Origin of the sequence: Citrobacter sp. Ct235, assembly GCF_030332305.1 — a bacterium.
Lineage (GTDB): Bacteria > Pseudomonadota > Gammaproteobacteria > Enterobacterales > Enterobacteriaceae > Citrobacter_A > Citrobacter_A telavivensis.
Genome location: NZ_JAOWIC010000043.1, coordinates 72,294 through 92,734, shown reverse-complemented (window position 1 = coordinate 92,734; position 20,441 = coordinate 72,294). Strand labels below are relative to the sequence as shown.

The window sequence follows — 20,441 nt, the reverse complement described above, 5'->3', positions numbered from 1 at the left end:
ACCTAGTGCGCACCACCGCCGCCACCGCCCGCACCAAACGGGGGTTTAGCGAACCAGACCAGACCGAGCAGTACGAGGAAGATCCCCGCCGACATCCAGAAGATCTCGTTAGCCGAAATAATCAGCCCCTGATTGGTGATCTGCTGGGCTATCCAGCCTGACGCCTGCTGCTGCGTCATGCCCAGTCCCTGTAGCTGATCGTACATTGCCTGCGCGTTCGGGTTATACGGATTCACCGACTCGGTTAACTGCGCGTGGTGCATCGACTCCCGGTTGGTCCACATGGTGGTCGTAATCGATGTCCCGATTGACCCCGCCAGCGTTCGCGTAAAGTTAGACAAGCTCGATGCTGCCGCCAGGCGTTCTGGCGGTAAGCCAGACAGCGTGATGGTCGTCAGCGGCATAAAGAAGCACGCCACCGCGAAGCCCTGAATAAACTGCGGCCAGGCAGACGCGCCGAAGTCCATTCCTGGTTCAAACGTCCACGCACGCCAGTAAAAGCAGACGGCGTACATAATAAAGCTGAACGTCACCAGCCTGCGCATATCCAGCTTATGGGCAAAGCGGCCAATAATCGGCGACAGGATCACCGGAATGATCCCCACCGGTGCGGATGCCAGACCTGCCCACGTCGCGGTATAGCCGTAGACCTCCTGCAAGAGCTGCGGCAGCAGAACAATCGCCCCGAAGTACAGCATATAGGCCAGACTGATACACAAACAGCCGATGGTAAAGTTTCGCGACTTAAAGAGCGAGAGATCGACAATGGGGTTGTCGTCGGTGAGCTCCCAGACAATCAGGAAGCTAATGGCGACCACCGCCACCACGGTCAGAATGACGATTTCCTGCGAGGCGAACCAGTCCAGCTCTTTCCCCCGGTCGAGCATAATCTGCAAGCTACCAATACCAATCACTAGCAGCGCCAGCCCGATGGCATCAATCCGTCGCTGTTCGGTACGCGTTTCGCGACCGCGCAGGGTTTGCAGCGTCATCAAAACCACCACAATACCGATTGGCACGTTGATAAAGAAGATCCAGCCCCAGTGATAGTTATCGCTGATATAGCCGCCCAGAATCGGGCCGCAAATCGGCGCGACGATCACCGTCATTGACCACAGCGCCAGCGCAATGGAGCGCTTCGCGGGCGGGTAGTTATTGAGCAGCAGACTTTGCGAAAGCGGGATCAGCGGCCCGGCGACCACCCCCTGAACGACACGGAAGAAGATCAGCATGTTCAGGCTGTTGGAGACGCCACACGCCCATGAGGCAATGGCAAACGCCACTGTTGACCACATGAACAGCTTCACTTCCCCGACGCGCTTTGCCAGCCAACCGGTGATGGGAATCGAGATGGCGTTCGCCACCCCGAAGGAGGTGATCACCCACGTCCCCTGGCTCAGCGATGAGCCGAGGTTCCCGGCGATAGTGGGGATCGCCACGTTAGCAATGGTGGAGTCCAGCACCTGCATGAATGTCGCCAGCGACAGCGCAATCGTCATAATGACGAGCTGCGCGCCCTCCAGCGGTTTTTGCTGTTGCATCACACGCACCTCAGATTAGCCTGCGTTGGCCTGCACAATCTCTTCGATCAGCTTGTTGACCGGGGCAAGGCTGATTTCACGGGCGTTACTCTCAGACACCGGCGTGGTGCGAACCTGGCTGGCCAGCACCTGACCGTCGCGATTCGCAGTATCGACGGTGACGAGCGTCGATAAACCAATCCGCAGCGGATGCTGCGCCAACTGCTGGGCGTCCAGTTCGATACGCACGGGCAGTCGCTGAACCACTTTGATCCAGTTACCGGTCGCGTTCTGTGCGGGCAGCAGGGAGAAGGCGCTGCCGGTCCCCATATCAAGACCCACCACTTTACCGGTGTATTTAACGTCATCGCCGTAGATATCACTGATGACCGTGGCCGGTTGGCCGATACGCATATGGGCAAGCTGCGTCTCTTTGAAGTTGGCATCAACCCACAGATTGGTGGCCGGAACCACGGCCATCAGCGGCGTCGTGGGGCTGATCTGTGCGCCAGGCTGCACGGCGCGACGAGAAACGTAGCCGGTCATTGGACTGACGATTTTGGTTCGTTCCAGCGCCAGCCAGGCGTTACGCACTTCGGTGGCGGCCTGTTGGACTGCAGGTTGATCTTCGAGTTTGCTGTCCAGAATCATCGCCTGATTCGCGTTGTATTGCTGAATAGCAACATCAAGCTGTGCCTGCGCGCTGGCCACGGCATCACGCGCGTGTTGCAGTTCTTCGCGGCCGATTAGGTTAGCGTTGCCGAGCGGTACGCGACGGTTAAAATCGCTTTGCGCCTGGGCGAGGGCAGTTTTCTGCACCTCAATGTTCGCCTGCAACTGTTTGCTGTTGATCATTAACTGATGCGTCTGACGAACGCTGGAGGCCAGCGCGGTCTTCGCTTTTTCAAATGCCTGTCTGGCATCCGTCTGATCGAGCGTGACGAGAACGTCACCCTGTTTAACAAAGTCAGTGTTATCCGCCCAGACTTTCGTCACGCTGCCGGATACCTGTGCCATGATTTGAACCTGGTTCCCTGCCACGTACGCATCATCGGTCTCTTCGACATGACGCAGTACCAAAAACCAATAGATCCCGTATGCCACGGCAATAATGATAAAGAGCAAGGTCAGGAGGAGTAGCGTACTTTTACGTTTGCTTTTCTTCTTAACCGGTTGCTGCGGGGTTTGAGTCTCCGCATTTGCGCTCATGTTGTTCTCCACGATCTTATTTTTTCGTCGGCTAGGCCGAGCTGTTTACCAGAAAGGCCAGCACGTTCAGGTGCTGGCCAGTCAGTTTTCTTTCTTAATCTGGATTATTGAGCGAGTCGACGCGTTAGCTCAGCGCCTCAAGGATAGCACCATCCTGGTCCATCTGATCGAGACGCGTCAGAAGCTTACGGGTGATGTGCTCAAGCTGGTCTTTTTCTGCGGTACTCAGTGCAGACCAGAGTTGATGCAGGCAGTTATGCTGCGGTGGTAATACCTCGCGCAAAAAAGCATGGCCTTTATCGGTTAACTGCAGATGCAGGCAACGACGATCGTTGTCGCTTTCACGGCGCTCGATCCAACCGCGCTTTTCCAGCTCATCAGCGATACGTGTCGCGTTAGTACGCGATGACCCCAGGGCACAGCTCAGTTCAGAAGGCTGAATGCTGTGGTTTTCCTGAGACTCCAGCGTAATCAACGCCATAAACAACGTCTCGTTAATCCCTTGAGCTTTCAGCATTTTATTGCGATTATCCAGCAGCTTTCCTTGCATGTGCATGCAAAGACGAGTCAGCAGAATTTCCTGATACGGAAAATCCTCGTGGCGGCTGGCGCGAAATTTTAGCATTTGTTCAATGGGCGTAAACGAACTATCCATTTGGGCATGACCTCATTAATTTCAGCCGATATAGTAACGACAGTGACAAATAAAGTAAATGTATTATTAAATTAAAATGATTCTTGTATCCTATAAAATCGCCAACATTTTCCACGCTAATCCATAGGCCAGAGCACTTAATAGCGTGGGAACAATGATGCTGCGCGTTTTATAAAAACTTGCACCCAGTACAGCAAAACCCACGAGCGTCGGCACGAAGCGACTGGCGTCGTGCATTACCTCAGGGGCGGTTGACACAACCAGCAGGGCGCAAATTGATGCTATGCCGATGGTGTCGAGTAGTACGCCGGTTGCGCCTCGCTTGCCCGGACGAGTATTTCCCATCTTCAGACGCAGCGGTAAATAGCGAAACCCATAATTCACACAGCCGACCAGCAACCCGAGTAGCAGTACCTCATAGCGCATCGGGAACCCCTTGCCAGAAAGCCTGGATCAGCGCGGTCAGACAGCCGCACACAATCCCCGCAAGAATCGCGGCGGGGATGGAAAATAGCGTCACGCCCGCCAGTGCGCCAGCGAGTGCGGCGGTCACGCACAGGGACTGTTTGCGCTGGAATGACGCCAGCAGAAAACTCATAAACAGCGCGGGCAGCATAAACCCGAGCGCCGCTTCGACCGCCGGGAATCCTTTCAATAAACCGCTGCCGGAAAAGGCGCCGATTACCGTTCCCAGCACCCATGAGGCCCAGGAGCAAAATGCAATGCCGATCATCCAGTTTTCGCTCCAGCGACGGTTATCCCGTACCAGCTTTGCGGTGGCCGCGGCAAAGACTTCGTCAGTGAGGCCAAAAGCCCATAGGGCGGTTTTCGGTTTACTGAGTTTTTGGGCGATACGACTGCGCAGGGAAGGGCCGTATAAGATATGGCGTACATCCATCGCCATGACGGTCAGGGCGGCAACCCATAATGTACTGCCTGCGGCGAGCATGGTTGTGATAACGAACTGGCTGGCACCGGCATAAATAATGCAGGAAAAAAATACGCTTTCAAGCGGGCTAAACCCGAGACGGGTGGCATTGAGACCAAATGCAAAGGCAACAGGAATATAACTGATGACGATGGGTAAACTGTCTTTGAATCCTTCCGCACAGGTCGCCGGAGGGGTATTGGGCAGAGAAGCGGGCCTTTCCATAGAATTTTGCGCGTTATCACCAATGTTAAAATTATCAGGGTTAATAATCCCTATCACCTTAACAGACTGGGGGGCTCCTTAACACCCTCAGGAGCCCAAACGAGCGCAAACGCTTGCTGAGCGTTTAAATAGCGGCTTCTTGTCGGTGAAATCCTCGCCACCAGACCACCAGGTTCAGTACGGCAACGGTCGACCCCGCCAGACAAACGCCCAGCCATCCGGCATGCTGCCAGGCCGAGGCGGAGATTAACGACCCTGCGGCCCCGCCGATAAAGTAACTGGTCATATACCCTGCGGTCAGGCGGTTTCGCGCCTGCGGATAAAGACGATAAATCACCGTCTGGTTAGTGATGTGGACCCCCTGAACGGTAAGGTCCAGTACCAGGATCCCGACAATCAGCGCCAGTACCGAGGCGTGTCCCAACCAGATAGCTAACCAGGAGAGCAGTAGCAGCAGCAGGCCCCAGGTCGTGGTGAGATGAGAATGCCCTTTATCCGCAAGACCGCCAGCCGGACGTGCGCCGAGCGCGCCAGCAGCACCCGCCAGCCCAAACAGGCCAATCATCCCTTCGGAATAGTTAAACGGCGGGGCGGCGAGTAAAAAGGCCATTGAGGTCCAGAGAATGCTGAAGTTGGCGAAGGTCAGGCAGCCCAGTAGCGCACGTGTGCGCAGCAGTTTATCGCGGGTAAACAGACTGAATACGGAACCCAGCAGTTGCGGGTAGTTCAGATGGGTGTCGGACTTCACCTTTGGCAAGCCGCGCCACAGGGCGATAGCCATCAGCGCCATCAATATGGAGGCGACCCAAAAGACGGTACGCCAGCCGCCGAGATTCGCCAGCAGGCCCGCCACGGTACGTGCCAGGAGAATGCCCAGCAGCAGTCCGCTCATAATGGTTCCTACCACTTTGCCGCGTTTATCGGGTGTGGCAAGCGTCGCCGCCAGCGGCACCAGTATCTGTGCTACCACGGAAAAGAGCCCGGTCAGCGCCGTGCCGAGGAGCATCATCGCCAGCGACTGACTGCTGGCGGTAATGAGCATCCCGCCCGCCGCCAGCAGCGTCATGGAGACGATCAGCGTCCGGCGTTCAAACATATCGCCAAGTGGAACCAGAAACAGCAAACCGGCGGCGTAGCCCAGTTGCGCTGCGGTGACGATAAACCCGGCCGAGCTGGCGGAAAGCGAGAAGTTGCGTGCGATGGTATCGAGCAGCGGCTGTGCATAGTAGTTGCTGGCGACGGCCAGACCGGTTGCCACAGACATAAGAACGATCAGTGCTGGGCTCAGCCCGTGAGAGGTTTTTGTCATTATGTTCGCAATCGTGAGTCAGGTGATGATTTCTTAGGGAATCAATCATAGCGGACATTTATGAATGCGGGGGATTTGTTGCGTGCCGGATTGTGCGGTCAAGGGGCAGTAGGGAGTAGGGAGTAGGGAGTAGGGAGTAGGCCGGATAAGCGCATCGCGCGCCATCCGGCATTCAGGAGGGGATTACTTCTGCGCAGCCAGCGCGTCGTTCACCCAACCGTCGAACTGCTGCTGGTGGGCTTTGATCCAGCCATCAACGTGACCCTGTACGTCAGCTTCCGACGCTTTACCGTCATGCATCATCGCGTTCTGCGCGTTGATGTCCGCCAGCGGCAGTTTCATGATGGCAAACAGTTTCGCCGCCGCCGGGTTTTTCTCAGCCCAGGCTTTGTTGGCAACGATGTGCATGGTGTTTACCGGGAAGCCATAGTTCGCGCCATTCGGCAGTTTGGTATCGATATCTTTCTGTTCGCCCGGCAGCGAGGAGAACGGCACCTGCAACCAGACCACATCTTTGCCCGGCTTCATCACGTCGCTCACCCAGTAAGGCGTCCAGGTGTAATAGAGGATTGGTTTGCCTTCTTTAAAGCGGGTGATGGTATCGGCCATCATCGCTGCATAGTTACCGTGGCTGACGTCGACGGTTTTTTCCAGATCAAACGCTTTGTTCTGGTGGTTAATCACCGCTTCACAACCCCAGCCCGGCGAGCAGCCCATCATATCCGCTTTACCGTCGCCATTGGTGTCGAAGATTTTGGCGATTTTGGGGTCTTTCAACTGGGCGATATTGGTGATTTTGTACTGCTCAGCGGTTTTCTTATCGATCAGATAACCTTGCGCGGCACCGGTGACAAACGTGCCTTCGCGCCAGAACTTTTTGTCCCCGCCTGCCGCAGAATACATATCATCGTGCAGCGGCTGCCAGTTCACGGCGGTAAAGGTGGCATCGCCGGAAGCAATAGAGGTGTAGCCCACGTTATAATCGACTTCGCTCGGTTTGTTGACGGTATAACCCAGTTTCTCCAGTGCGCGGCTCACCAGCAGCGTCTGGAAGGTTTCTTCGGTGATGGTGCTCTGTACCGGTTGGACGGTAATGCCTTTGCCTGGCAGGTCGGCAGCGAAAGCGCTGGTAGAGACAAGGGTGGCAAACGCTGTGGCAAAAAGTACGGTATGTCGCATCGTTGTTCCTTATTACACTTCATCCTTCAGATTGCCTCTTTGTTGGCTGCACTCATGCACCCCAGTCACGTACTGCGTGTACGTTCCTGGGGATACCTTCGTTTGCCGCCTCGATGCAACATGAATGATTTTGTGTAAGTTCATGAGTGTAGGCCCGGTAAGCGCAGCGCCACCGGGCAACAGGTGAATTACTTAGTGAAAGGGCGCGTGATGAGCCCAATGGGGCCGGTGGTGTACCAGCGACGATTACCCCGACTACGGGAGTCGCGACCCACGGCCTGAGTCAGACGGTCCAGAATGATAGCGAGGATCACAATGCCGACCCCACCGACGGTAGCCAGTCCCATGTCGAGACGACCGATACCGCGCAATACCATCTGGCCCAGGCCACCGACGGCAATCATGGAGGCGATCACCACCATCGAGAGGGCGAGCATGAGCGTCTGGTTGACCCCCGCCATAATGGTTGGCATCGCCAGCGGTAGCTGAACTTTGAACAGCATTTGACGCGGGCTGGCCCCGAACGAACGTGACGCTTCGATCAGATCGGCTGGAACCTGGTTAATCCCGAGGATCGTCAGACGCACAATTGGCGGCAGCGCAAAGATGATCGTCACGACCACTCCCGGCACGTTACCGATACCGAACAGCATCACAATCGGTACCAGATAGACGAACGCCGGTGTCGTCTGCATGGCGTCGAGCAGCGGACGAACGATCTTCGCCGCCCGTGGACTGCGTGCCAGCCAGATCCCCATCGGCAGACCGATCACCACGCAGAACAGCAGGGCGGTCAACACCAGTGCCAGCGTAATCATCGCCTGCGACCAGGCACCGATAGCGCCGATCGCAATCAGGGAAATCAGCGTCGCCACGCCCATCCCGACGCCGGAAATCTGCCAGGCGATCAGCGCGAAAACGATAATCGCCACCGGAGCCGGCATTCCCAGCAGCAGTTGCTGGAAACCGTTAAGGATGTAATCCACCGGCACACGAATGCCCTGGAAGAGAGGTCGAAAATGGGTGACTACCCAGTCAATTCCTTCGGTAACCCAACTGTCGAGCGGGATCAGCGTTTTATGGAACGGATCCATAATATTGAAATGTTCTGGTGCAGGCGCAGGCGCGCTGGTCAGCCAGTCTGCGCTGCCGCTATCGGCAGGTGTCCCTGACGGCGTGCCCCAGGCGTCAGCGGATTGTGCGGCGCTATCGGCCGCCGGTGCGGTATCCCACGGATTGGATTGATCAGCCATTGTTTGTCCCCTCGCGATCTAAAGCCTGTAGCAGCATGCGTTTTGAAATAATGCCGACATACTGTTGTTCCTCATCGACAACCGGCACCGCGCACGGCGCCTGTCCGACATGAGAGAGCAACTCGCTAAGCGGGGTTTGCGCATCCACGGCCAATGGCTCGTCGATCAGCGCCCCTTCCATGCCCTGGGCCTGGGCTAATGCCGCCTTTAATGAGTCGATGGAGACCACACCAACAAACTTATTGCCGCGTTCGATGACGTAACCGTATTCCCGGTCTTCATCCTGCAATAATTTCAGGGCAGAACGGGGGCCAAAGCCCGGCGTTTTACGAATCAGTCCGACCGGGCTACGGCGGGCAATATCTTTCGCGCTAAAGACCTGGCTAATATCGACGCCACGGAAGAAGGTGCGGACATAATCGTTCGCCGGATTATTCAAAATTTCATCCGGTGTACCGACCTGAACCACTTCACCATTCTGCATAATGGCAATTCGGTCGCCAATACGCATCGCTTCATCGAGATCGTGGGAAATAAAGACCACGGTTCGCTGATGTTTCGCCTGCAGTTTTACCAGTTCATCCTGCATCTCGGTACGAATTAAGGGATCAAGCGCGGAGAAGGCTTCATCCATTAATAAGATGTCAGGGTTAATGGCTAATGCACGGGCGAGCCCGACACGCTGACGCATCCCGCCGGAAAGTTCATCCGGATAGCCGTGGGCGTAATTCTCAAGTCCCACCTGACGCAGGGCGTCCAGCGCTTTTTCGCGACGTTCCTCAGCGCATACGCCGGCTAATTCCATGCCGAATGCCGTATTGTCCAGAACGGTCATGTGCGGCATGAGCGCAAATGACTGGAAAACCATCGCAATCTTTTTTCTGCGCACCTCGCGGAGTTCGGCATCCGATATTTTTGCGATATCAACGCCGTCGATCAGTACCTGTCCGCGGGTGGGTTCAATCAGGCGATTGAGAAGGCGTACCATTGTGGATTTACCCGAACCGGATAATCCCATGATGACAAATATCTCGCCTTCTTCAATGGCCAGACTGGCGTCTTTAACGCCAAGCGATAGCCCTGTTTTTTCCAGAATTTGTTCTTTTGAAAGTCCTTTTTCAATATATTTGAAGGCGCGCTGCGGATGCTCTCCAAATACTTTATATAGATTCTTAACTTCTAATTTAATTGCCATGCAATAGAAAGATCCCTGTTATTTATATATATCGATATGTTACCTGATAGAAATAGTCACCTTTTCCTACCCTAACATACTGAGAATCTGAGACAACCCTGAATGTGAAATGAGGCTAAATAGGGTAGAAGGCAAATTGCCGGGACTTCCCATGATATAAGGGCTGAGAGCAAACCACGGCCGATGAATATTTTTTGTAAGGACCACTGGAAAGGCGCCTGAATTTCGAAAATTCAGGCGAATATGGCAACAGCTATTGAGTGTAGATCACCCTGAAATAGTTGGGTGATAAAAACGTGATCTGCTTAAAATATTAACGTCATTATTGTAGTGATATTCCCCATATTAATTTGCGTTAAAAATTCCAGTCTTCGTCTTCCGTTTCGACGGCTTTACCCATCACGTATGACGACCCCGAGCCAGAGAAAAAGTCGTGGTTTTCGTCGGCATTGGGCGAAAGCGCAGCCAGGATCGCCGGGTTCACCTCCGCCATTTCCGCCGGGAACAGCGCCTCATAGCCCAGGTTCATTAACGCCTTGTTGGCGTTGTAACAGAGGAACGCGTTAACATCCTCAGCCCAACCGGTGTTGGCATACAGTTCTTCGGTATAACGGACTTCGTTATCGTACAGCTCCATCAGCAGTTCGAGAGCAAAATCCTTCAGTTCATCACGCCTGGATTGAGACAGTTTTTCCAGTCCTTTCTGGTATTTATAACCAATGTAATAACCATGAACCGCTTCGTCACGAATGATCAGCCGGATCAGATCGGCGGTGTTGGTGAGCTTGCCACGGCTGGAGAAATACATCGGCAGCCAGAAACCGGAATAAAACAGGAAGGATTCCAGAAACACGCTGGCAATCTTTTTCTTTAAGGGGTCGTCGCTGGCGTAATGTGCGAGGATAATTTGTGCCTTCTGCTGTAACGGCGCATTTTCCTCACTCCAGGCGTAGGCGGCGTCGACATCTTTAGTCTGGCACAGCGTAGAGAAGATGGAACTGTAGGAGCGGGCGTGCACCGCTTCCATAAAACAGATGTTCGACAGCACCGCCTCCTCGTGCGGCGTCAGCGAATCCGCCATCAGCGACGGAGCGCCGGCGATGTTCTGGATGGTGTCGAGCAGCGTCAACCCGGTAAAGACGCGGATGGTAAGCTGCTGCTCGGCGGCGCTCAGACCTTGCCACGCCGGAATATCGTTAGACAACGGTACTTTTTCCGGCAGCCAGAAGTTGCTGGTCAGGCGGTTCCATACTTCCAGATCCTTGTCATCCTGAATCTTATTCCAGTTGATGGCGCTCACGCGTGATAATGTCATACCGCTCTCCTTACAGTGCGCACGAGACGCAGCCTTCAATTTCAGTGCCTTCCAGCGCCAGTTGGCGCAACCGAATGTAATACAGCGACTTAATGCCTTTTCGCCAGGCGTAGATCTGCGCCTTGTTGATATCGCGGGTGGTGGCGGTATCGGGGAAAAACAGCGTCAGCGACAGGCCCTGATCGACGTGTTTAGTGGCTTCAGCGTAGGTATCAATGATTTTCTCCGCGCCGATTTCGTAGGCGTCCTGGTACATGTCCAGATTCTCATTGGTCATGAACGGGGCAGGATAATAGACGCGCCCGGTCTTGCCCTCTTTGCGAATCTCCACTTTCGAGACAATCGGGTGAATGCTCGATGTCGCATGATTGATATAAGAGATTGAACCCGTCGGCGGCACCGCCTGTAAATTCTGGTTGTAGATGCCATAGCGCATCACCTCGTCGCGCAGATACAGCCACATTTCGCGCGTTGGCAGTGTGATACCGCTACGGGCAAACAGCGCACGGACTTTCTCAGTTTTCGGTGCCCAGTTCTGCTCCAGATACTGCGTGAAGAACTCGCCGCTGGCGTAGCGAGACTGTGCAAATCCGTCAAAAGTCTGTCCACGCTCACGCGCCAGCCGCATCGACGTATGCAGCGCATGCCAGGTAATGGTGTAAAAGTAGAGATTGGTGAAATCCAGTCCTTCTGGCGAACCATAAGCGATGCCTTCACGCGCCAGATAGCCGTGCAGATTCATTTGTCCCAGCCCGATGGCGTGAGAGGCGGCATTGCCGGCGGCAATCGACGGGACGCTGCGAATATGGCTCATGTCCGACACCGCCGTCAGCCCACGAATCGCCGTTTCCACCGTCCGGCCAAAGTCCGGGGAATCCATGGTGTGGGCAATATTCAGCGAGCCGAGATTGCAGGAGATATCCTGTCCGGTCTGCGCGTAGTCAAGGTTCTCATCGTAGGTGGAGGCGCTGTTGACCTGCAAAATTTCCGAACACAGGTTACTCATATTAATGCGACCCGCAATGGGGTTGGCGCGATTCACCGTATCTTCATACATGATGTAGGGATAACCGGATTCGAACTGAATTTCTGCCAGTGTCTGGAAGAAGTCGCGGGCGTTAATGTATTTTTTGCGCACCCGCTCGTCGGCAACCAGTTCGTCGTACCGTTCGCTTATCGCGATATCGCCAAAGGGTTTACCGTAAAGACGCTCGACGTCATAGGGCGAAAACAGCGCCATCTGCGCATTCTCTTTGGCCAGACGGAAAGTGACGTCCGGGATCACCACGCCCAGGGAGAGCGTCTTGATGCGGATCTTTTCGTCGGCGTTTTCGCGTTTGGTATCGAGAAAGCGCAGAATATCCGGATGGTGCGCGTGCAAATAAACCGCCCCCGCTCCCTGACGCGCGCCAAGTTGGTTAGCATAGGAAAAGGCATCTTCCAGCATCTTCATCACCGGGATCACCCCGGAGGACTGGTTTTCGATGCGCTTGATAGGCGCGCCCGCTTCGCGCAGGTTAGAGAGTAAAAACGCCACGCCGCCGCCGCGTTTAGAAAGCTGAAGCGCGGAGTTCACCGCCCGGCCAATCGACTCCATGTTGTCTTCAATACGCAGCAGAAAACAGGAAACAAGTTCGCCGCGCTGCTGTTTTCCGCAGTTTAAGAAGGTGGGGGTGGCGGGCTGGAAACGCCCCGAGAGCATCTCATCGGTCAGCTGTGACGCCAACACTTCATCGCCCTGCGCGAGCGTCAGCGCCACCATCACCACCCGGTCTTCAAAGTGTTCCAGGTAGCGTTTACCGTCAAAGGTTTTCAGCGTGTAGCTGGTGTAAAACTTCCAGGCACCGAGGAAGGTCTGGAAACGAAAACCGCTGGCGTGGGCGCGGGCAAACAGCGTCACCACGAAAGCGCGATCGTAGCGAGTCAGAACGCTTTCGTCGTAATACCCTTCGCGCACCAGCGTTTGCAGGCGTTCCTCCTGATTGCCAAACGTGACGGAGTGAGGGTGAACGTGAGCGGTAAAAAAGGCTTCAACTGCCTGCCTGTCTTTATCAAACTGAATACGACCTGCTTTATCGTACAGATTCAGCATGGCGTTCAGCGCATGGTAATCCAGCGATTCCTGCATTACGCGTTCTGCGGTTGTCGTTGCCAAAATTCGCTTACTCCTTTTCGAACGTTGTCGATGTCGGCGGGTGTTCCCATCAGCTCAAAACGATAGAGCCAGGGCACGGCGCATTTTTGGGCGATCACTTCTCCTGCGCGACCGTACGCCTCGCCGAAGTTACGATTGCCAGAGGCAATAACGCCGCGAATTAACGCCCGGTTGTGGGCATCATTTAAAAAGCGAATCACCTGTCGCGGGACCGCGCCAGCCGTGCCCCCGCCCCCGTAAGAGGGCACCACCAGAATGTAAGGTTCGTCTACCCGGATCCGTTCGCGTTCATTCAGCGGAATGCGAATGGCGGGCAGCCCCAGACGCTGCATAAAACGGTGCGTATTTTCGGAGCTGCTGGAGAAGTAGACGAGCGGGTTCATGCGCTGGCCACCCGGGATTCCGGATGCAGGCGGTTGATCATATCCGGCCGAAACCCAGACCAACTGGTCTCACCGGCAATGACGACCGGCAACTGACGAAAACCTTGTGCACGCAGGGTATCCGCCGCGTCGGGCACCAGATCGACGTTCACCATCTCAAATTCAAATCCACGGCTTTCCATCGCCCGTTTGGTGGCGTGGCATTGAACACAATCATTTCGAGTGTAAATAGTAATGCGCATGATTCGTATTTCCATTTAAAATGAGAGAACGGCGCGATAAGTCGCGTCGGGTTGGGTGTGTACTGATAGAGAGAATACTAGATGTAGTTGAAAAAAGTTTCAACCATACAAGATATGGGAATTATAGATTGATTACTCCCCACCGATGAGCCCGGCGGGGAGCGGGAATTTATGGTAATAAATCGTCAGATTACATCCGCATTCCAACGGCCAGGCGGTTAAAGCAGTTCATCAGGCCGACAGCAAAGGTCAGGTCGCTAATTTCGCGAGCGCTAAAATGCGCGAGCAGCGGCAGATAAACGTCATCTTCGGCATGGGTTCTGGCGATGTCGGTCACCGATTCCGCCCACGCCAGCGCCGCGTGCTCCTGCTCGCTGAAATGATGGCTGACCCGCCAACCGGCCAGCGCGTCCAGTTTACTTTGCGCGACGCCCGATTTACGCAGCGCCTTGCTGTGCATCTCCAGACAAAACGCGCAGCCGTTGATCTGCGAAATACGCAGGTAAATCAACTCCATTAGCGTGGTATCCAGCGCGCTGTTTTCCAGTGCCGTTTTCGCCTGTACCAGGGCGTTATAGACTTCAGGGCTGAGTTCATAGTAGGGCTGGCGTAACGTCGTCATTGTGCATCTCCTCGTGTTGATAGCCGGCAATGTAGCACTATAATGGACTGCATAAGAGAGCCATATTTTTATGAAAAAAGCAGACCATATGCCGCGCTATAAGCAAATTGCCCGCCAGTTAAAAATCGCCATTGAACGTGGGGAACTCAAGCCCGGTGCCAGACTGCCATCCAGCCGTACCTGGTCGCAGGAGCTGGGCATTTCGCGTTCGACGGTGGAAAACGCCTATACGGAGCTGGTGGCGCAGGGCTGGCTCGAGCGGAGAGGGCAGGCGGGAACGTTTGTCAGCGCACAGCTGCAGCCAGAACAGGCGCTTAGTGAACCGGTGGTATTTGCCGGGGAAAGCACGGTCCCTCAACCTTTTCAGATGGGGCTTCCCGCGCTGGATCTCTTTCCGCGAGACGTCTGGGCGCGGGTGATGGGGCGACGACTGCGCACACAGACGCGTTTTGATCTGGCGCTCGGTGACGTGTGCGGTGAAGCCGCGTTGCGCCAGGCGATCGTGGACTATCTGCGCGTGTCGCGCAGTATTGAATGTCTGCCTGAGCAGATTTTCATCACTTCCGGCTATGCGGCTTCAATGACCCTCATCCTGCGTTCGCTGGCGACACCGGGCGATGGCATGTGGATTGAAGATCCCGGCTTCCCGCTGATCCGTCCGGTCATTGAGCAGGAAAACGTCGCGCTGCTGACGGTTCCGGTCGATGACGACGGGCTGAATGTGGAGGTTGGGATCCGCGACTATCCGGATGCGCGTTTTGCGCTGCTCACTCCGGCTCATCAAAGTCCGCTTGGCGTCGCGCTGTCGCTATCCCGGCGTCATCAACTCCTTGAGTGGGCATCACAGTCTCAGGCGTGGATCGTTGAGGATGATTACGACAGTGAGTTTCGTTACCACGGCAAACCGCTGCCGCCGCTGAAAAGTCTTGATGCGCCACAGCGGGTGATTTACGCCGGTACGTTCAGCAAGTCGTTGTTCCCCGCATTGCGCTGTGCGTGGCTGGTGGTGCCGATAAACCAGGTGGGATGCCTTCGTCAGCAGGCGATACGGATGGCCTGTAGCGTGCCGCTACTCTGGCAGCAAACGCTGGCGGATTTTATCCGCGATGGTCATTTCTGGCGGCACCTGAAAAAAATGCGTCAGCACTATGCGCAGCGAAGACAATGGATTGAACAGGCGCTCGGCGAACAGGGGTTTCAGGTTGTGCCCCAACAGGGCGGGATACAACTGGTGATTGCGGTTGACGGTGATGATACTGCGCCGGTGCGCAAAGCCAACGAGGCGGGTCTGGCGGTTCAGGCCTTAAGCCGCTGGCGGGTGAAATCCGCCGGGCAGGGAGGGATACTGCTGTCGTTCACAAACATCGCTTCTGCAGAAATGGCGAGTCAGGTAGCAACGCGGTTACGGCGGGCAATTCAGGCCGATCTTTAGACGAGCATCGGTGTGCCGGATAAGCATGAGCGCCATCCGGCACGCGCTTCACAATTAGCGACGAAGGCTCAGCAGCGCGCCGACGAAGATCCCCACCGCCGCTGCCGTACCGATGCTACACCAGGGCTTGTCGCGTACAAACGTATCGGCGCAGCCTACGGCATCCCGGGCGGCTTGCTGCACGCGCGTGCGGCCATGCATTTTTGCCCGCGTCTCTTTCAGCAGCGCCTGCGCTTTACGCCGTGCGGCATCCGCTTCATCCTTCGCATCGCTGCCCCATGACTTCAGGACGGCTTCCAGACTATCGGCCAATTGATTGACGTCATTGTGAATATCCTGCACGCCATCATCTACATCGTTTCGGTTCGGTCTGTTAAACATATGATCCTCCAGTGATTTCGATGTGACTTTCAGTTTAGTCGATATTTTTAACTTCTGAGGCAGTTCACGGCGTTATTGCGCGTTTATGGACTTTTCTGAAAGCGTTGCTAATGCTGAATCAGGTAAGGTAAGCCCGCAGTAAAAGATAACGAGGAAAAAATATGTATTTACGACCTGACGAGGTGGCGCGCGTACTTGAAAAAGTGGGGTTTACCGTCGATGTGGTGACACAGAAAACGTACGGTTATCGACGTGGAGAGAATTACGTCTATGTTAATCGTGAAGCGCGTATGGGACGCACCGCGCTGGTGATCCATCCGACATTAAAAGAGCGCAGTTCATCGCTGGCAGAACCGGCAACTGATATTAAAACCTGCGACCATTATCAGCATTTTCCGCTTTATTTAGCCGGGGAAACGCACGAACACTATGGTATTCCCCACGGCTTTAGTTCGCGTATCGCGCTTGAGCGCTATTTGAATGGACTGTTTGGCGAAGCGAATTAATTAAGCGACTGGCATCGCCAGTCGCGGAGTGATTTCAGGCTTTGACCTGCTGGTAGCGGCTCACTCTGAACAGGCGGCGGCAGTAATCCAGGAAATAGCCATATACCGCCCCCATCAGCATTGATATCACAATATTAGAACTGACTGCGGCGGTAATTTGATGCCAGTCAGCGCCTACCGTTAGCAGAATTGCGACATAAACCGGGGACTGGAAGGTGACATAAGCCAGCACGTCCGCCAGGTTTTTCACCCATCCCGCAGAACCCACTTTACGCGACGCTTTCATAAAGAGATCGCGATACATTCCGTAGGGCCAGGCGATCAGAATGTTGACCGGAATGGCGACTAGTCTGGAAGAAAGTGATTGCTCAAAGCTCATTCCGGAGAGGAATATCTCGATCAACATGTTCACGACAGAACAATAAACAACCATCGCGAACGTGTCTGCTACAGCATGACGCAAGCGTGACTGTGGTGAGAACATGCTAATGCTCCTTGTAAAAAGGGATAAAGTCGCCGTTAAATGAGTTTAACTTAGTGATTTAGCGTGGTGTTTTTGCTTGATGATAGAGTATATTGCTGCATTGTAACTATCAACTAGTGAAATGTTTTTATTTTTACGCTTTTTGTCGATAAAATACTCTGTAACCGCCTGATTTTTGTGCTGCATAGAGTTTTTGTTGCTGATGTAATTTAAGTGATTAAAAATCAATGTGTTATGTTTACTCGCTGGTTGGAGAACTTCCCGGTGTGGTAAGAACCTCCACTCAATGCTCAACGAACCGACATGAAGGTTATTTAGAGGGGAATGAAAAAATGAGTCTGGATATTATTCAGGATTAAGTAAACTATATTCTTGCCGCAGGATGCCGGTATTCTCCTGGTTATATCACAGGGTCTGGAAAACTCTCTAATAATAGAATACACTACCCGGTGTAATACTTTGTTTTTAGCGTTAAAGGGTTTTAATTACTATGAATTTGATGTTACAGAACTTAAATAATATCCGTTCACTACGCGCCATGGCTCGCGAATTCTCCATTGACGTTCTTGAAGAAATGCTGGAGAAATTCAGGGTCGTCACTAAAGAAAGACGTGAAGAAGAAGAACGGTTACAGCGTCAGCGCGCTGAACAGCAGGAGAAAATTAATACCTTGCTGGAGATGATGAAGGCTGACGGAATTAGTCCGGAAGAGTTATTCGGTGGTGAAGTCGCGACCACGCGGACGGGTAAAAAACGCCAACCGCGTCCGGCAAAATATCGTTATACCGATCTTAATGGGGAAAGCAAAACCTGGACCGGTCAGGGACGTACACCTAAAGCGATTGCTCAGGCACTGGCGGCTGGTAAATCTCTGGACGATTTTCTGATCTAATTATCCGGGCGGTGAGGTTGCCCTCACCGCTTATTTCCCACGGTGTTTCCCGCTTTATTGAGGACGACGGTTCCACGGCATTTTGTCGAGCAGTCGCGCCATTCCACAAAAGCCTGTCAGTCCGGCAAACAGGAGTCCCGCACCCACGAACCCACTGAGCAGAAAGAAACCACTGCTAACGCTGTACCCCAGTACTACGCCCAGTAACGCCAGTCCGCCTGCCGCAATTTGTACCTGACGCATCAGTGGAAGCGGCTGTGATTTATCTTCCGCAGTGGGCAAGCCCGCCGCTTTCCAGCCGTCAATGCCCCCTTCCAGCAGCAAAGCTTCTGCTGGCGCGACAAGCACCTGTAATTTAGCCGCGTTGTTTTGCGTCCGTTTCCCGGACTGACAATGGAAGATAACGAGCTCACCCCGCAGCCTGGCAGGAAAGCCGCCTTGTTCCAGAGCAGACAGCGGCGCGAGGTGAGCCTGCGGAATATGCTCACGCAGGTATTCGTCGGCATCGCGAATATCAATCAGTCTGGCGCCTTGCTCGATACGGGCCTTTGCGTCGCGCGGGGAAATCGTCCCAATGGTCATGTTCACTCCTTATGGACAATAGACGTTTTTCAATGTGGCAATGAGTGAGTTCACCGCTGCATTTTTAATGAAGTAGAGGATGCGCTGGGCATCGCGCTGGCTGTCAATCAGACCTTCTTCGCGCATTTTCGCCAGATGCTGTGAGGTGGCCGACGGGCTTAGTCCGGTGGCGCGAGCCAGATCGCCCGCGCTGGTACCCGGTGAGCCGCAAAGCATACACAGGATCAGCAGTCGCTTAGGATTGCTCATTGCTTTCAGCAGGGCCGCCGCCTGTTCAGCGCTGGCCTGGAGTTGTTCAAGTTCGCTCATATGTATTTTAGGTTTTGCTAAATTAAGTAAATTCTAAAATAAAAACGAAACGCATGCCAGCGTAAAGAGCGTAAAAGAGGGTAAAAGCGCGAGAGGAGACTGGCGATCTCCGCTAAGCTCACTACGCTTAGAGATAAAATCTCTTTTTAAACAATAAGTAATTTTTCTTTTTGGAGTGTGTATGGGTTTCTGGAGAATTCTTTTTACGATCGTTCTGCCCCCGCTGGGCGTCCTGTTGGGTAAAGGGTTCGGTTGGGCGTTCATCCTTAATATCATTTTGACCCTGCTGGGGTATATCCCGGGTCTGATTCACGCGTTCTGGGTGCAAACCCGTCCTTCAACGCTTTCTTAACCATCATCCGACAGCCCGATAGCGCGACGTTATCGGGCCACGCCTGTCGCCGCGCAGTCAGAATTTTAAGCGAAACTTTCTGCTACACTTCGTGAGTGTTTATTGTCAATGATCGAGGTGGATATGGGGCTTTTCAACTTTGTAAAAGACGCCGGGGAAAAACTGTGGGATGCCGTAACCGGCAATCACGATAAAGACGATTTAGCAAAAAAGGTGCAGGACCACCTGAATAAAACCGGTATTCCGGATGCCGACAAGGTCAATGTACAAATTGCTGATGGCAAGGCAACGGTGACAGGCGACGGATTAAGCCAGGAAGCAAAAGAAAAGATCCTGATTGCGGTCGGGAATATTTCCGGAATTGCCAGCGTGGAGGATCAGGTTAAAACCGACGTGCCTGCCGCCGAGAGTCAGTTTTATACGGTGAAATCCGGCGATACGCTGAGCGCTATTTCGAAACAGGTTTACGGTAATGCCAACCTGTATAATAAAATCTTTGAGGCGAATAAGCCGATGCTTAAAAGTCCGGATAAAATTTATCCCGGGCAGGTTCTGCGTATTCCGGAAGAATAAGCGTCGTCAGGATTTCTCTGCCAGCGGTTTACCGGTCATGGCCTGCTGGATAATAGGAATCGGCGTCAGCAAATGTTGACGCATAAGTTCACTGGCGCGTGCCGCATCGCGCGCCAGAATTGCCTCTGTTAGCGTCTGATGCTGAACGTGTTTATCCTCCAGCATTTCAACCGACAAGACCGTTTTTCGCAGCCAGATAAACCGATAGCGTGCCGCGAGATCGAACAGTCGTTCGCGCATTTGCAGCAGATACTGCGAACCGCATCCGGCAACGATAGCGGTGTGGTATGCCTGATGGCGTAAATCCCACTCATCCAGCAGGTGTTCACTGGCGTCGCTGGCCTCAAGCTTGCTGAGCATATGGGCGCGGGCGAGGATCTCGGCTTCCCATTCGTCACCGCCGCGTTCAATCGCCAGACTCACCAGCATCGCTTCCATGTTGGCGCGGGCGTCGAAAATATCGAGCAGTTCCTGCTCTGACATAGACGCCACCCGATACCCTTTCTGATTCACGACCGTGACCAGCCGTTCCGCCACCAGATGAGAAAGCGCCTCTCTGAGCGGTCCAACACCAAGAGAATAGCGTGAGGTTAATAAGCTCATGCGCAGTTTTTCATCAGGCTGATAAACACCGCGGATAATATCGTTCTTGAGCCAGCGGTATCCATCTATGGCCGTCGGATGGAAAATGGCGGTCATGGTCTTACTCCTGAATCCTGTTCCCGGCCTGCGCCGGGAAA

24 protein-coding genes are annotated in these 20,441 nt (G+C 54.1%); 5 read left to right on the top strand and 19 right to left on the bottom strand.

The window, feature by feature from the left end:
• Positions 1-2: 2 nt before the first annotated feature.
• From emrB to OGY35_RS09505, 14 genes are all read right to left on the bottom strand, one after another.
• Positions 3-1,541 (bottom strand): multidrug efflux MFS transporter permease subunit EmrB, encoded by a 1,539-nt coding sequence (gene emrB, locus OGY35_RS09570; protein WP_152402568.1) that lies wholly within the window; start codon positions 1,539-1,541, stop codon positions 3-5.
• Positions 1,542-1,556: 15 nt separating this feature from the next.
• Positions 1,557-2,729, bottom strand: coding sequence for a multidrug efflux MFS transporter periplasmic adaptor subunit EmrA (gene emrA, locus OGY35_RS09565; RefSeq protein WP_042326041.1), 1,173 nt, complete (start codon positions 2,727-2,729; stop codon positions 1,557-1,559).
• A gap of 124 nt (positions 2,730-2,853) precedes the next feature.
• Positions 2,854-3,384 (bottom strand): transcriptional repressor MprA, encoded by a 531-nt coding sequence (mprA, locus tag OGY35_RS09560; RefSeq protein ID WP_046485576.1) that lies wholly within the window; start codon positions 3,382-3,384, stop codon positions 2,854-2,856.
• A gap of 90 nt (positions 3,385-3,474) precedes the next feature.
• Entirely contained in the window at positions 3,475-3,810 is a 336-nt protein-coding gene (gene ygaH, locus OGY35_RS09555) for an L-valine transporter subunit YgaH (protein WP_286632148.1), read from the bottom strand.
• A complete protein-coding gene (locus tag OGY35_RS09550; RefSeq protein WP_286632147.1) occupies positions 3,800-4,537 on the bottom strand; it encodes an AzlC family ABC transporter permease in 738 nt (245 codons plus the stop codon). Before OGY35_RS09550 ends, ygaH begins: the two co-directional genes overlap by 11 nt.
• Positions 4,538-4,661: 124 nt before the next feature.
• Positions 4,662-5,846, bottom strand: a complete 1,185-nt coding sequence (locus OGY35_RS09545) for an MFS transporter (protein ID WP_286632146.1) — start codon at positions 5,844-5,846, stop codon at positions 4,662-4,664.
• Between the two features lie 183 nt (positions 5,847-6,029).
• A complete protein-coding gene (gene proX / locus OGY35_RS09540; protein ID WP_286632145.1) occupies positions 6,030-7,025 on the bottom strand; it encodes a glycine betaine/L-proline ABC transporter substrate-binding protein ProX in 996 nt (331 codons plus the stop codon).
• Positions 7,026-7,213: 188 nt separating this feature from the next.
• Positions 7,214-8,278: a glycine betaine/L-proline ABC transporter permease ProW gene (gene proW, locus OGY35_RS09535; protein WP_286632144.1), complete on the bottom strand. Its 1,065-nt coding sequence runs from the start codon at positions 8,276-8,278 to the stop codon at positions 7,214-7,216.
• Positions 8,271-9,473 carry a glycine betaine/L-proline ABC transporter ATP-binding protein ProV gene (gene proV / locus OGY35_RS09530; protein ID WP_286632143.1) on the bottom strand — a complete coding sequence of 401 codons (1,203 nt, stop codon included), beginning with the start codon at positions 9,471-9,473 and terminating at the stop codon, positions 8,271-8,273. Before proV ends, proW begins: the two co-directional genes overlap by 8 nt.
• 355 nt (positions 9,474-9,828) lie before the next feature.
• Positions 9,829-10,788 (bottom strand): class 1b ribonucleoside-diphosphate reductase subunit beta, encoded by a 960-nt coding sequence (nrdF, locus tag OGY35_RS09525; protein WP_286632142.1) that lies wholly within the window; start codon positions 10,786-10,788, stop codon positions 9,829-9,831.
• Positions 10,789-10,798: 10 nt separating this feature from the next.
• Positions 10,799-12,943: a class 1b ribonucleoside-diphosphate reductase subunit alpha gene (gene nrdE, locus OGY35_RS09520; protein ID WP_286632141.1), complete on the bottom strand. Its 2,145-nt coding sequence runs from the start codon at positions 12,941-12,943 to the stop codon at positions 10,799-10,801.
• Positions 12,916-13,326: a class Ib ribonucleoside-diphosphate reductase assembly flavoprotein NrdI gene (gene nrdI, locus OGY35_RS09515; protein WP_178828555.1), complete on the bottom strand. Its 411-nt coding sequence runs from the start codon at positions 13,324-13,326 to the stop codon at positions 12,916-12,918. Before nrdI ends, nrdE begins: the two co-directional genes overlap by 28 nt.
• Positions 13,323-13,568, bottom strand: coding sequence for a glutaredoxin-like protein NrdH (gene nrdH, locus OGY35_RS09510; protein WP_061075053.1), 246 nt, complete (start codon positions 13,566-13,568; stop codon positions 13,323-13,325). Before nrdH ends, nrdI begins: the two co-directional genes overlap by 4 nt.
• A gap of 190 nt (positions 13,569-13,758) precedes the next feature.
• Positions 13,759-14,190 (bottom strand): carboxymuconolactone decarboxylase family protein, encoded by a 432-nt coding sequence (locus OGY35_RS09505; RefSeq protein ID WP_152402589.1) that lies wholly within the window; start codon positions 14,188-14,190, stop codon positions 13,759-13,761.
• An 88-nt stretch (positions 14,191-14,278) separates the two neighbouring features.
• Here OGY35_RS09505 and pdxR point away from each other — a divergent pair, with 88 nt between their 5' ends.
• On the top strand, positions 14,279-15,622 hold the full coding sequence (gene pdxR / locus OGY35_RS09500; RefSeq protein WP_286632323.1) for a MocR-like pyridoxine biosynthesis transcription factor PdxR: 1,344 nt from the start codon (positions 14,279-14,281) through the stop codon (positions 15,620-15,622).
• Positions 15,623-15,676: 54 nt separating this feature from the next.
• Here the strand turns inward: pdxR and OGY35_RS09495 are convergent, their stop codons facing one another.
• Entirely contained in the window at positions 15,677-16,003 is a 327-nt protein-coding gene (locus OGY35_RS09495) for an ElaB/YgaM/YqjD family protein (RefSeq protein WP_152402592.1), read from the bottom strand.
• Between the two features lie 161 nt (positions 16,004-16,164).
• Between OGY35_RS09495 and OGY35_RS09490 the strand changes: the two genes are divergently transcribed.
• A complete protein-coding gene (locus OGY35_RS09490) occupies positions 16,165-16,509 on the top strand; it encodes a DUF2002 family protein (RefSeq protein WP_152402594.1) in 345 nt (114 codons plus the stop codon).
• A 34-nt stretch (positions 16,510-16,543) separates the two neighbouring features.
• On the opposite strand, the gene alaE is transcribed toward OGY35_RS09490, so the two are convergent.
• Entirely contained in the window at positions 16,544-16,993 is a 450-nt protein-coding gene (alaE, locus tag OGY35_RS09485) for an L-alanine exporter AlaE (protein ID WP_286632140.1), read from the bottom strand.
• A 490-nt stretch (positions 16,994-17,483) separates the two neighbouring features.
• Between alaE and stpA the strand changes: the two genes are divergently transcribed.
• Complete coding sequence (stpA, locus tag OGY35_RS09480) at positions 17,484-17,885, top strand: DNA-binding protein StpA (protein ID WP_152402599.1); 402 nt, start codon at positions 17,484-17,486, stop codon at positions 17,883-17,885.
• Between the two features lie 54 nt (positions 17,886-17,939).
• On the opposite strand, the gene OGY35_RS09475 is transcribed toward stpA, so the two are convergent.
• Positions 17,940-18,467 carry a rhodanese family protein gene (locus OGY35_RS09475; RefSeq protein ID WP_152402601.1) on the bottom strand — a complete coding sequence of 176 codons (528 nt, stop codon included), beginning with the start codon at positions 18,465-18,467 and terminating at the stop codon, positions 17,940-17,942.
• 9 nt (positions 18,468-18,476) lie between these two features.
• Entirely contained in the window at positions 18,477-18,776 is a 300-nt protein-coding gene (locus OGY35_RS09470; RefSeq protein WP_286632139.1) for an ArsR/SmtB family transcription factor, read from the bottom strand.
• 181 nt (positions 18,777-18,957) lie between these two features.
• Between OGY35_RS09470 and OGY35_RS09465 the strand changes: the two genes are divergently transcribed.
• On the top strand, positions 18,958-19,128 hold the full coding sequence (locus OGY35_RS09465; protein ID WP_286632138.1) for a YqaE/Pmp3 family membrane protein: 171 nt from the start codon (positions 18,958-18,960) through the stop codon (positions 19,126-19,128).
• Positions 19,129-19,251: 123 nt separating this feature from the next.
• Positions 19,252-19,701, top strand: a complete 450-nt coding sequence (gene lysM / locus OGY35_RS09460) for a peptidoglycan-binding protein LysM (RefSeq protein ID WP_152402605.1) — start codon at positions 19,252-19,254, stop codon at positions 19,699-19,701.
• 6 nt (positions 19,702-19,707) lie between these two features.
• Here lysM and csiR read toward each other — a convergent pair whose 3' ends face one another.
• The gene (gene csiR, locus OGY35_RS09455; protein ID WP_286632137.1) at positions 19,708-20,400 is read right to left on the bottom strand and encodes a DNA-binding transcriptional regulator CsiR; all 693 of its coding nucleotides are present in this window, start codon (positions 20,398-20,400) and stop codon (positions 19,708-19,710) included.
• Positions 20,401-20,441: the final 41 nt, after the last annotated feature.

Bases quoted from the DNA above. Each gene is read 5' to 3' on its own strand.
- csiR (WP_286632137.1), bottom strand. From the start codon at position 20,400: ATGACCGCCATTTTCCATCCGACGGCCATAGATGGATACCGCTGGCTC.
- OGY35_RS09470 (WP_286632139.1), bottom strand. From the start codon at position 18,776: ATGAGCGAACTTGAACAACTCCAGGCCAGCGCTGAACAGGCGGCGGCC.
- OGY35_RS09495 (WP_152402592.1), bottom strand. From the start codon at position 16,003: ATGTTTAACAGACCGAACCGAAACGATGTAGATGATGGCGTGCAGGAT.
- nrdH (WP_061075053.1), bottom strand. From the start codon at position 13,568: ATGCGCATTACTATTTACACTCGAAATGATTGTGTTCAATGCCACGCC.
- proW (WP_286632144.1), bottom strand. From the start codon at position 8,278: ATGGCTGATCAATCCAATCCGTGGGATACCGCACCGGCGGCCGATAGC.
- emrB (WP_152402568.1), bottom strand. From the start codon at position 1,541: ATGCAACAGCAAAAACCGCTGGAGGGCGCGCAGCTCGTCATTATGACG.
- proV (WP_286632143.1), bottom strand. From the start codon at position 9,473: ATGGCAATTAAATTAGAAGTTAAGAATCTATATAAAGTATTTGGAGAG.
- stpA (WP_152402599.1), top strand. From the start codon at position 17,484: ATGAATTTGATGTTACAGAACTTAAATAATATCCGTTCACTACGCGCC.
- emrA (WP_042326041.1), bottom strand. From the start codon at position 2,729: ATGAGCGCAAATGCGGAGACTCAAACCCCGCAGCAACCGGTTAAGAAG.
- proX (WP_286632145.1), bottom strand. From the start codon at position 7,025: ATGCGACATACCGTACTTTTTGCCACAGCGTTTGCCACCCTTGTCTCT.
- OGY35_RS09505 (WP_152402589.1), bottom strand. From the start codon at position 14,190: ATGACGACGTTACGCCAGCCCTACTATGAACTCAGCCCTGAAGTCTAT.
- lysM (WP_152402605.1), top strand. From the start codon at position 19,252: ATGGGGCTTTTCAACTTTGTAAAAGACGCCGGGGAAAAACTGTGGGAT.
- OGY35_RS09475 (WP_152402601.1), bottom strand. From the start codon at position 18,467: ATGACCATTGGGACGATTTCCCCGCGCGACGCAAAGGCCCGTATCGAG.
- alaE (WP_286632140.1), bottom strand. From the start codon at position 16,993: ATGTTCTCACCACAGTCACGCTTGCGTCATGCTGTAGCAGACACGTTC.
- nrdI (WP_178828555.1), bottom strand. From the start codon at position 13,326: ATGAACCCGCTCGTCTACTTCTCCAGCAGCTCCGAAAATACGCACCGT.
- mprA (WP_046485576.1), bottom strand. From the start codon at position 3,384: ATGGATAGTTCGTTTACGCCCATTGAACAAATGCTAAAATTTCGCGCC.
- nrdF (WP_286632142.1), bottom strand. From the start codon at position 10,788: ATGACATTATCACGCGTGAGCGCCATCAACTGGAATAAGATTCAGGAT.
- OGY35_RS09545 (WP_286632146.1), bottom strand. From the start codon at position 5,846: ATGACAAAAACCTCTCACGGGCTGAGCCCAGCACTGATCGTTCTTATG.
- OGY35_RS09550 (WP_286632147.1), bottom strand. From the start codon at position 4,537: ATGGAAAGGCCCGCTTCTCTGCCCAATACCCCTCCGGCGACCTGTGCG.
- OGY35_RS09465 (WP_286632138.1), top strand. From the start codon at position 18,958: ATGGGTTTCTGGAGAATTCTTTTTACGATCGTTCTGCCCCCGCTGGGC.
- pdxR (WP_286632323.1), top strand. From the start codon at position 14,279: ATGCCGCGCTATAAGCAAATTGCCCGCCAGTTAAAAATCGCCATTGAA.
- ygaH (WP_286632148.1), bottom strand. From the start codon at position 3,810: ATGCGCTATGAGGTACTGCTACTCGGGTTGCTGGTCGGCTGTGTGAAT.
- OGY35_RS09490 (WP_152402594.1), top strand. From the start codon at position 16,165: ATGTATTTACGACCTGACGAGGTGGCGCGCGTACTTGAAAAAGTGGGG.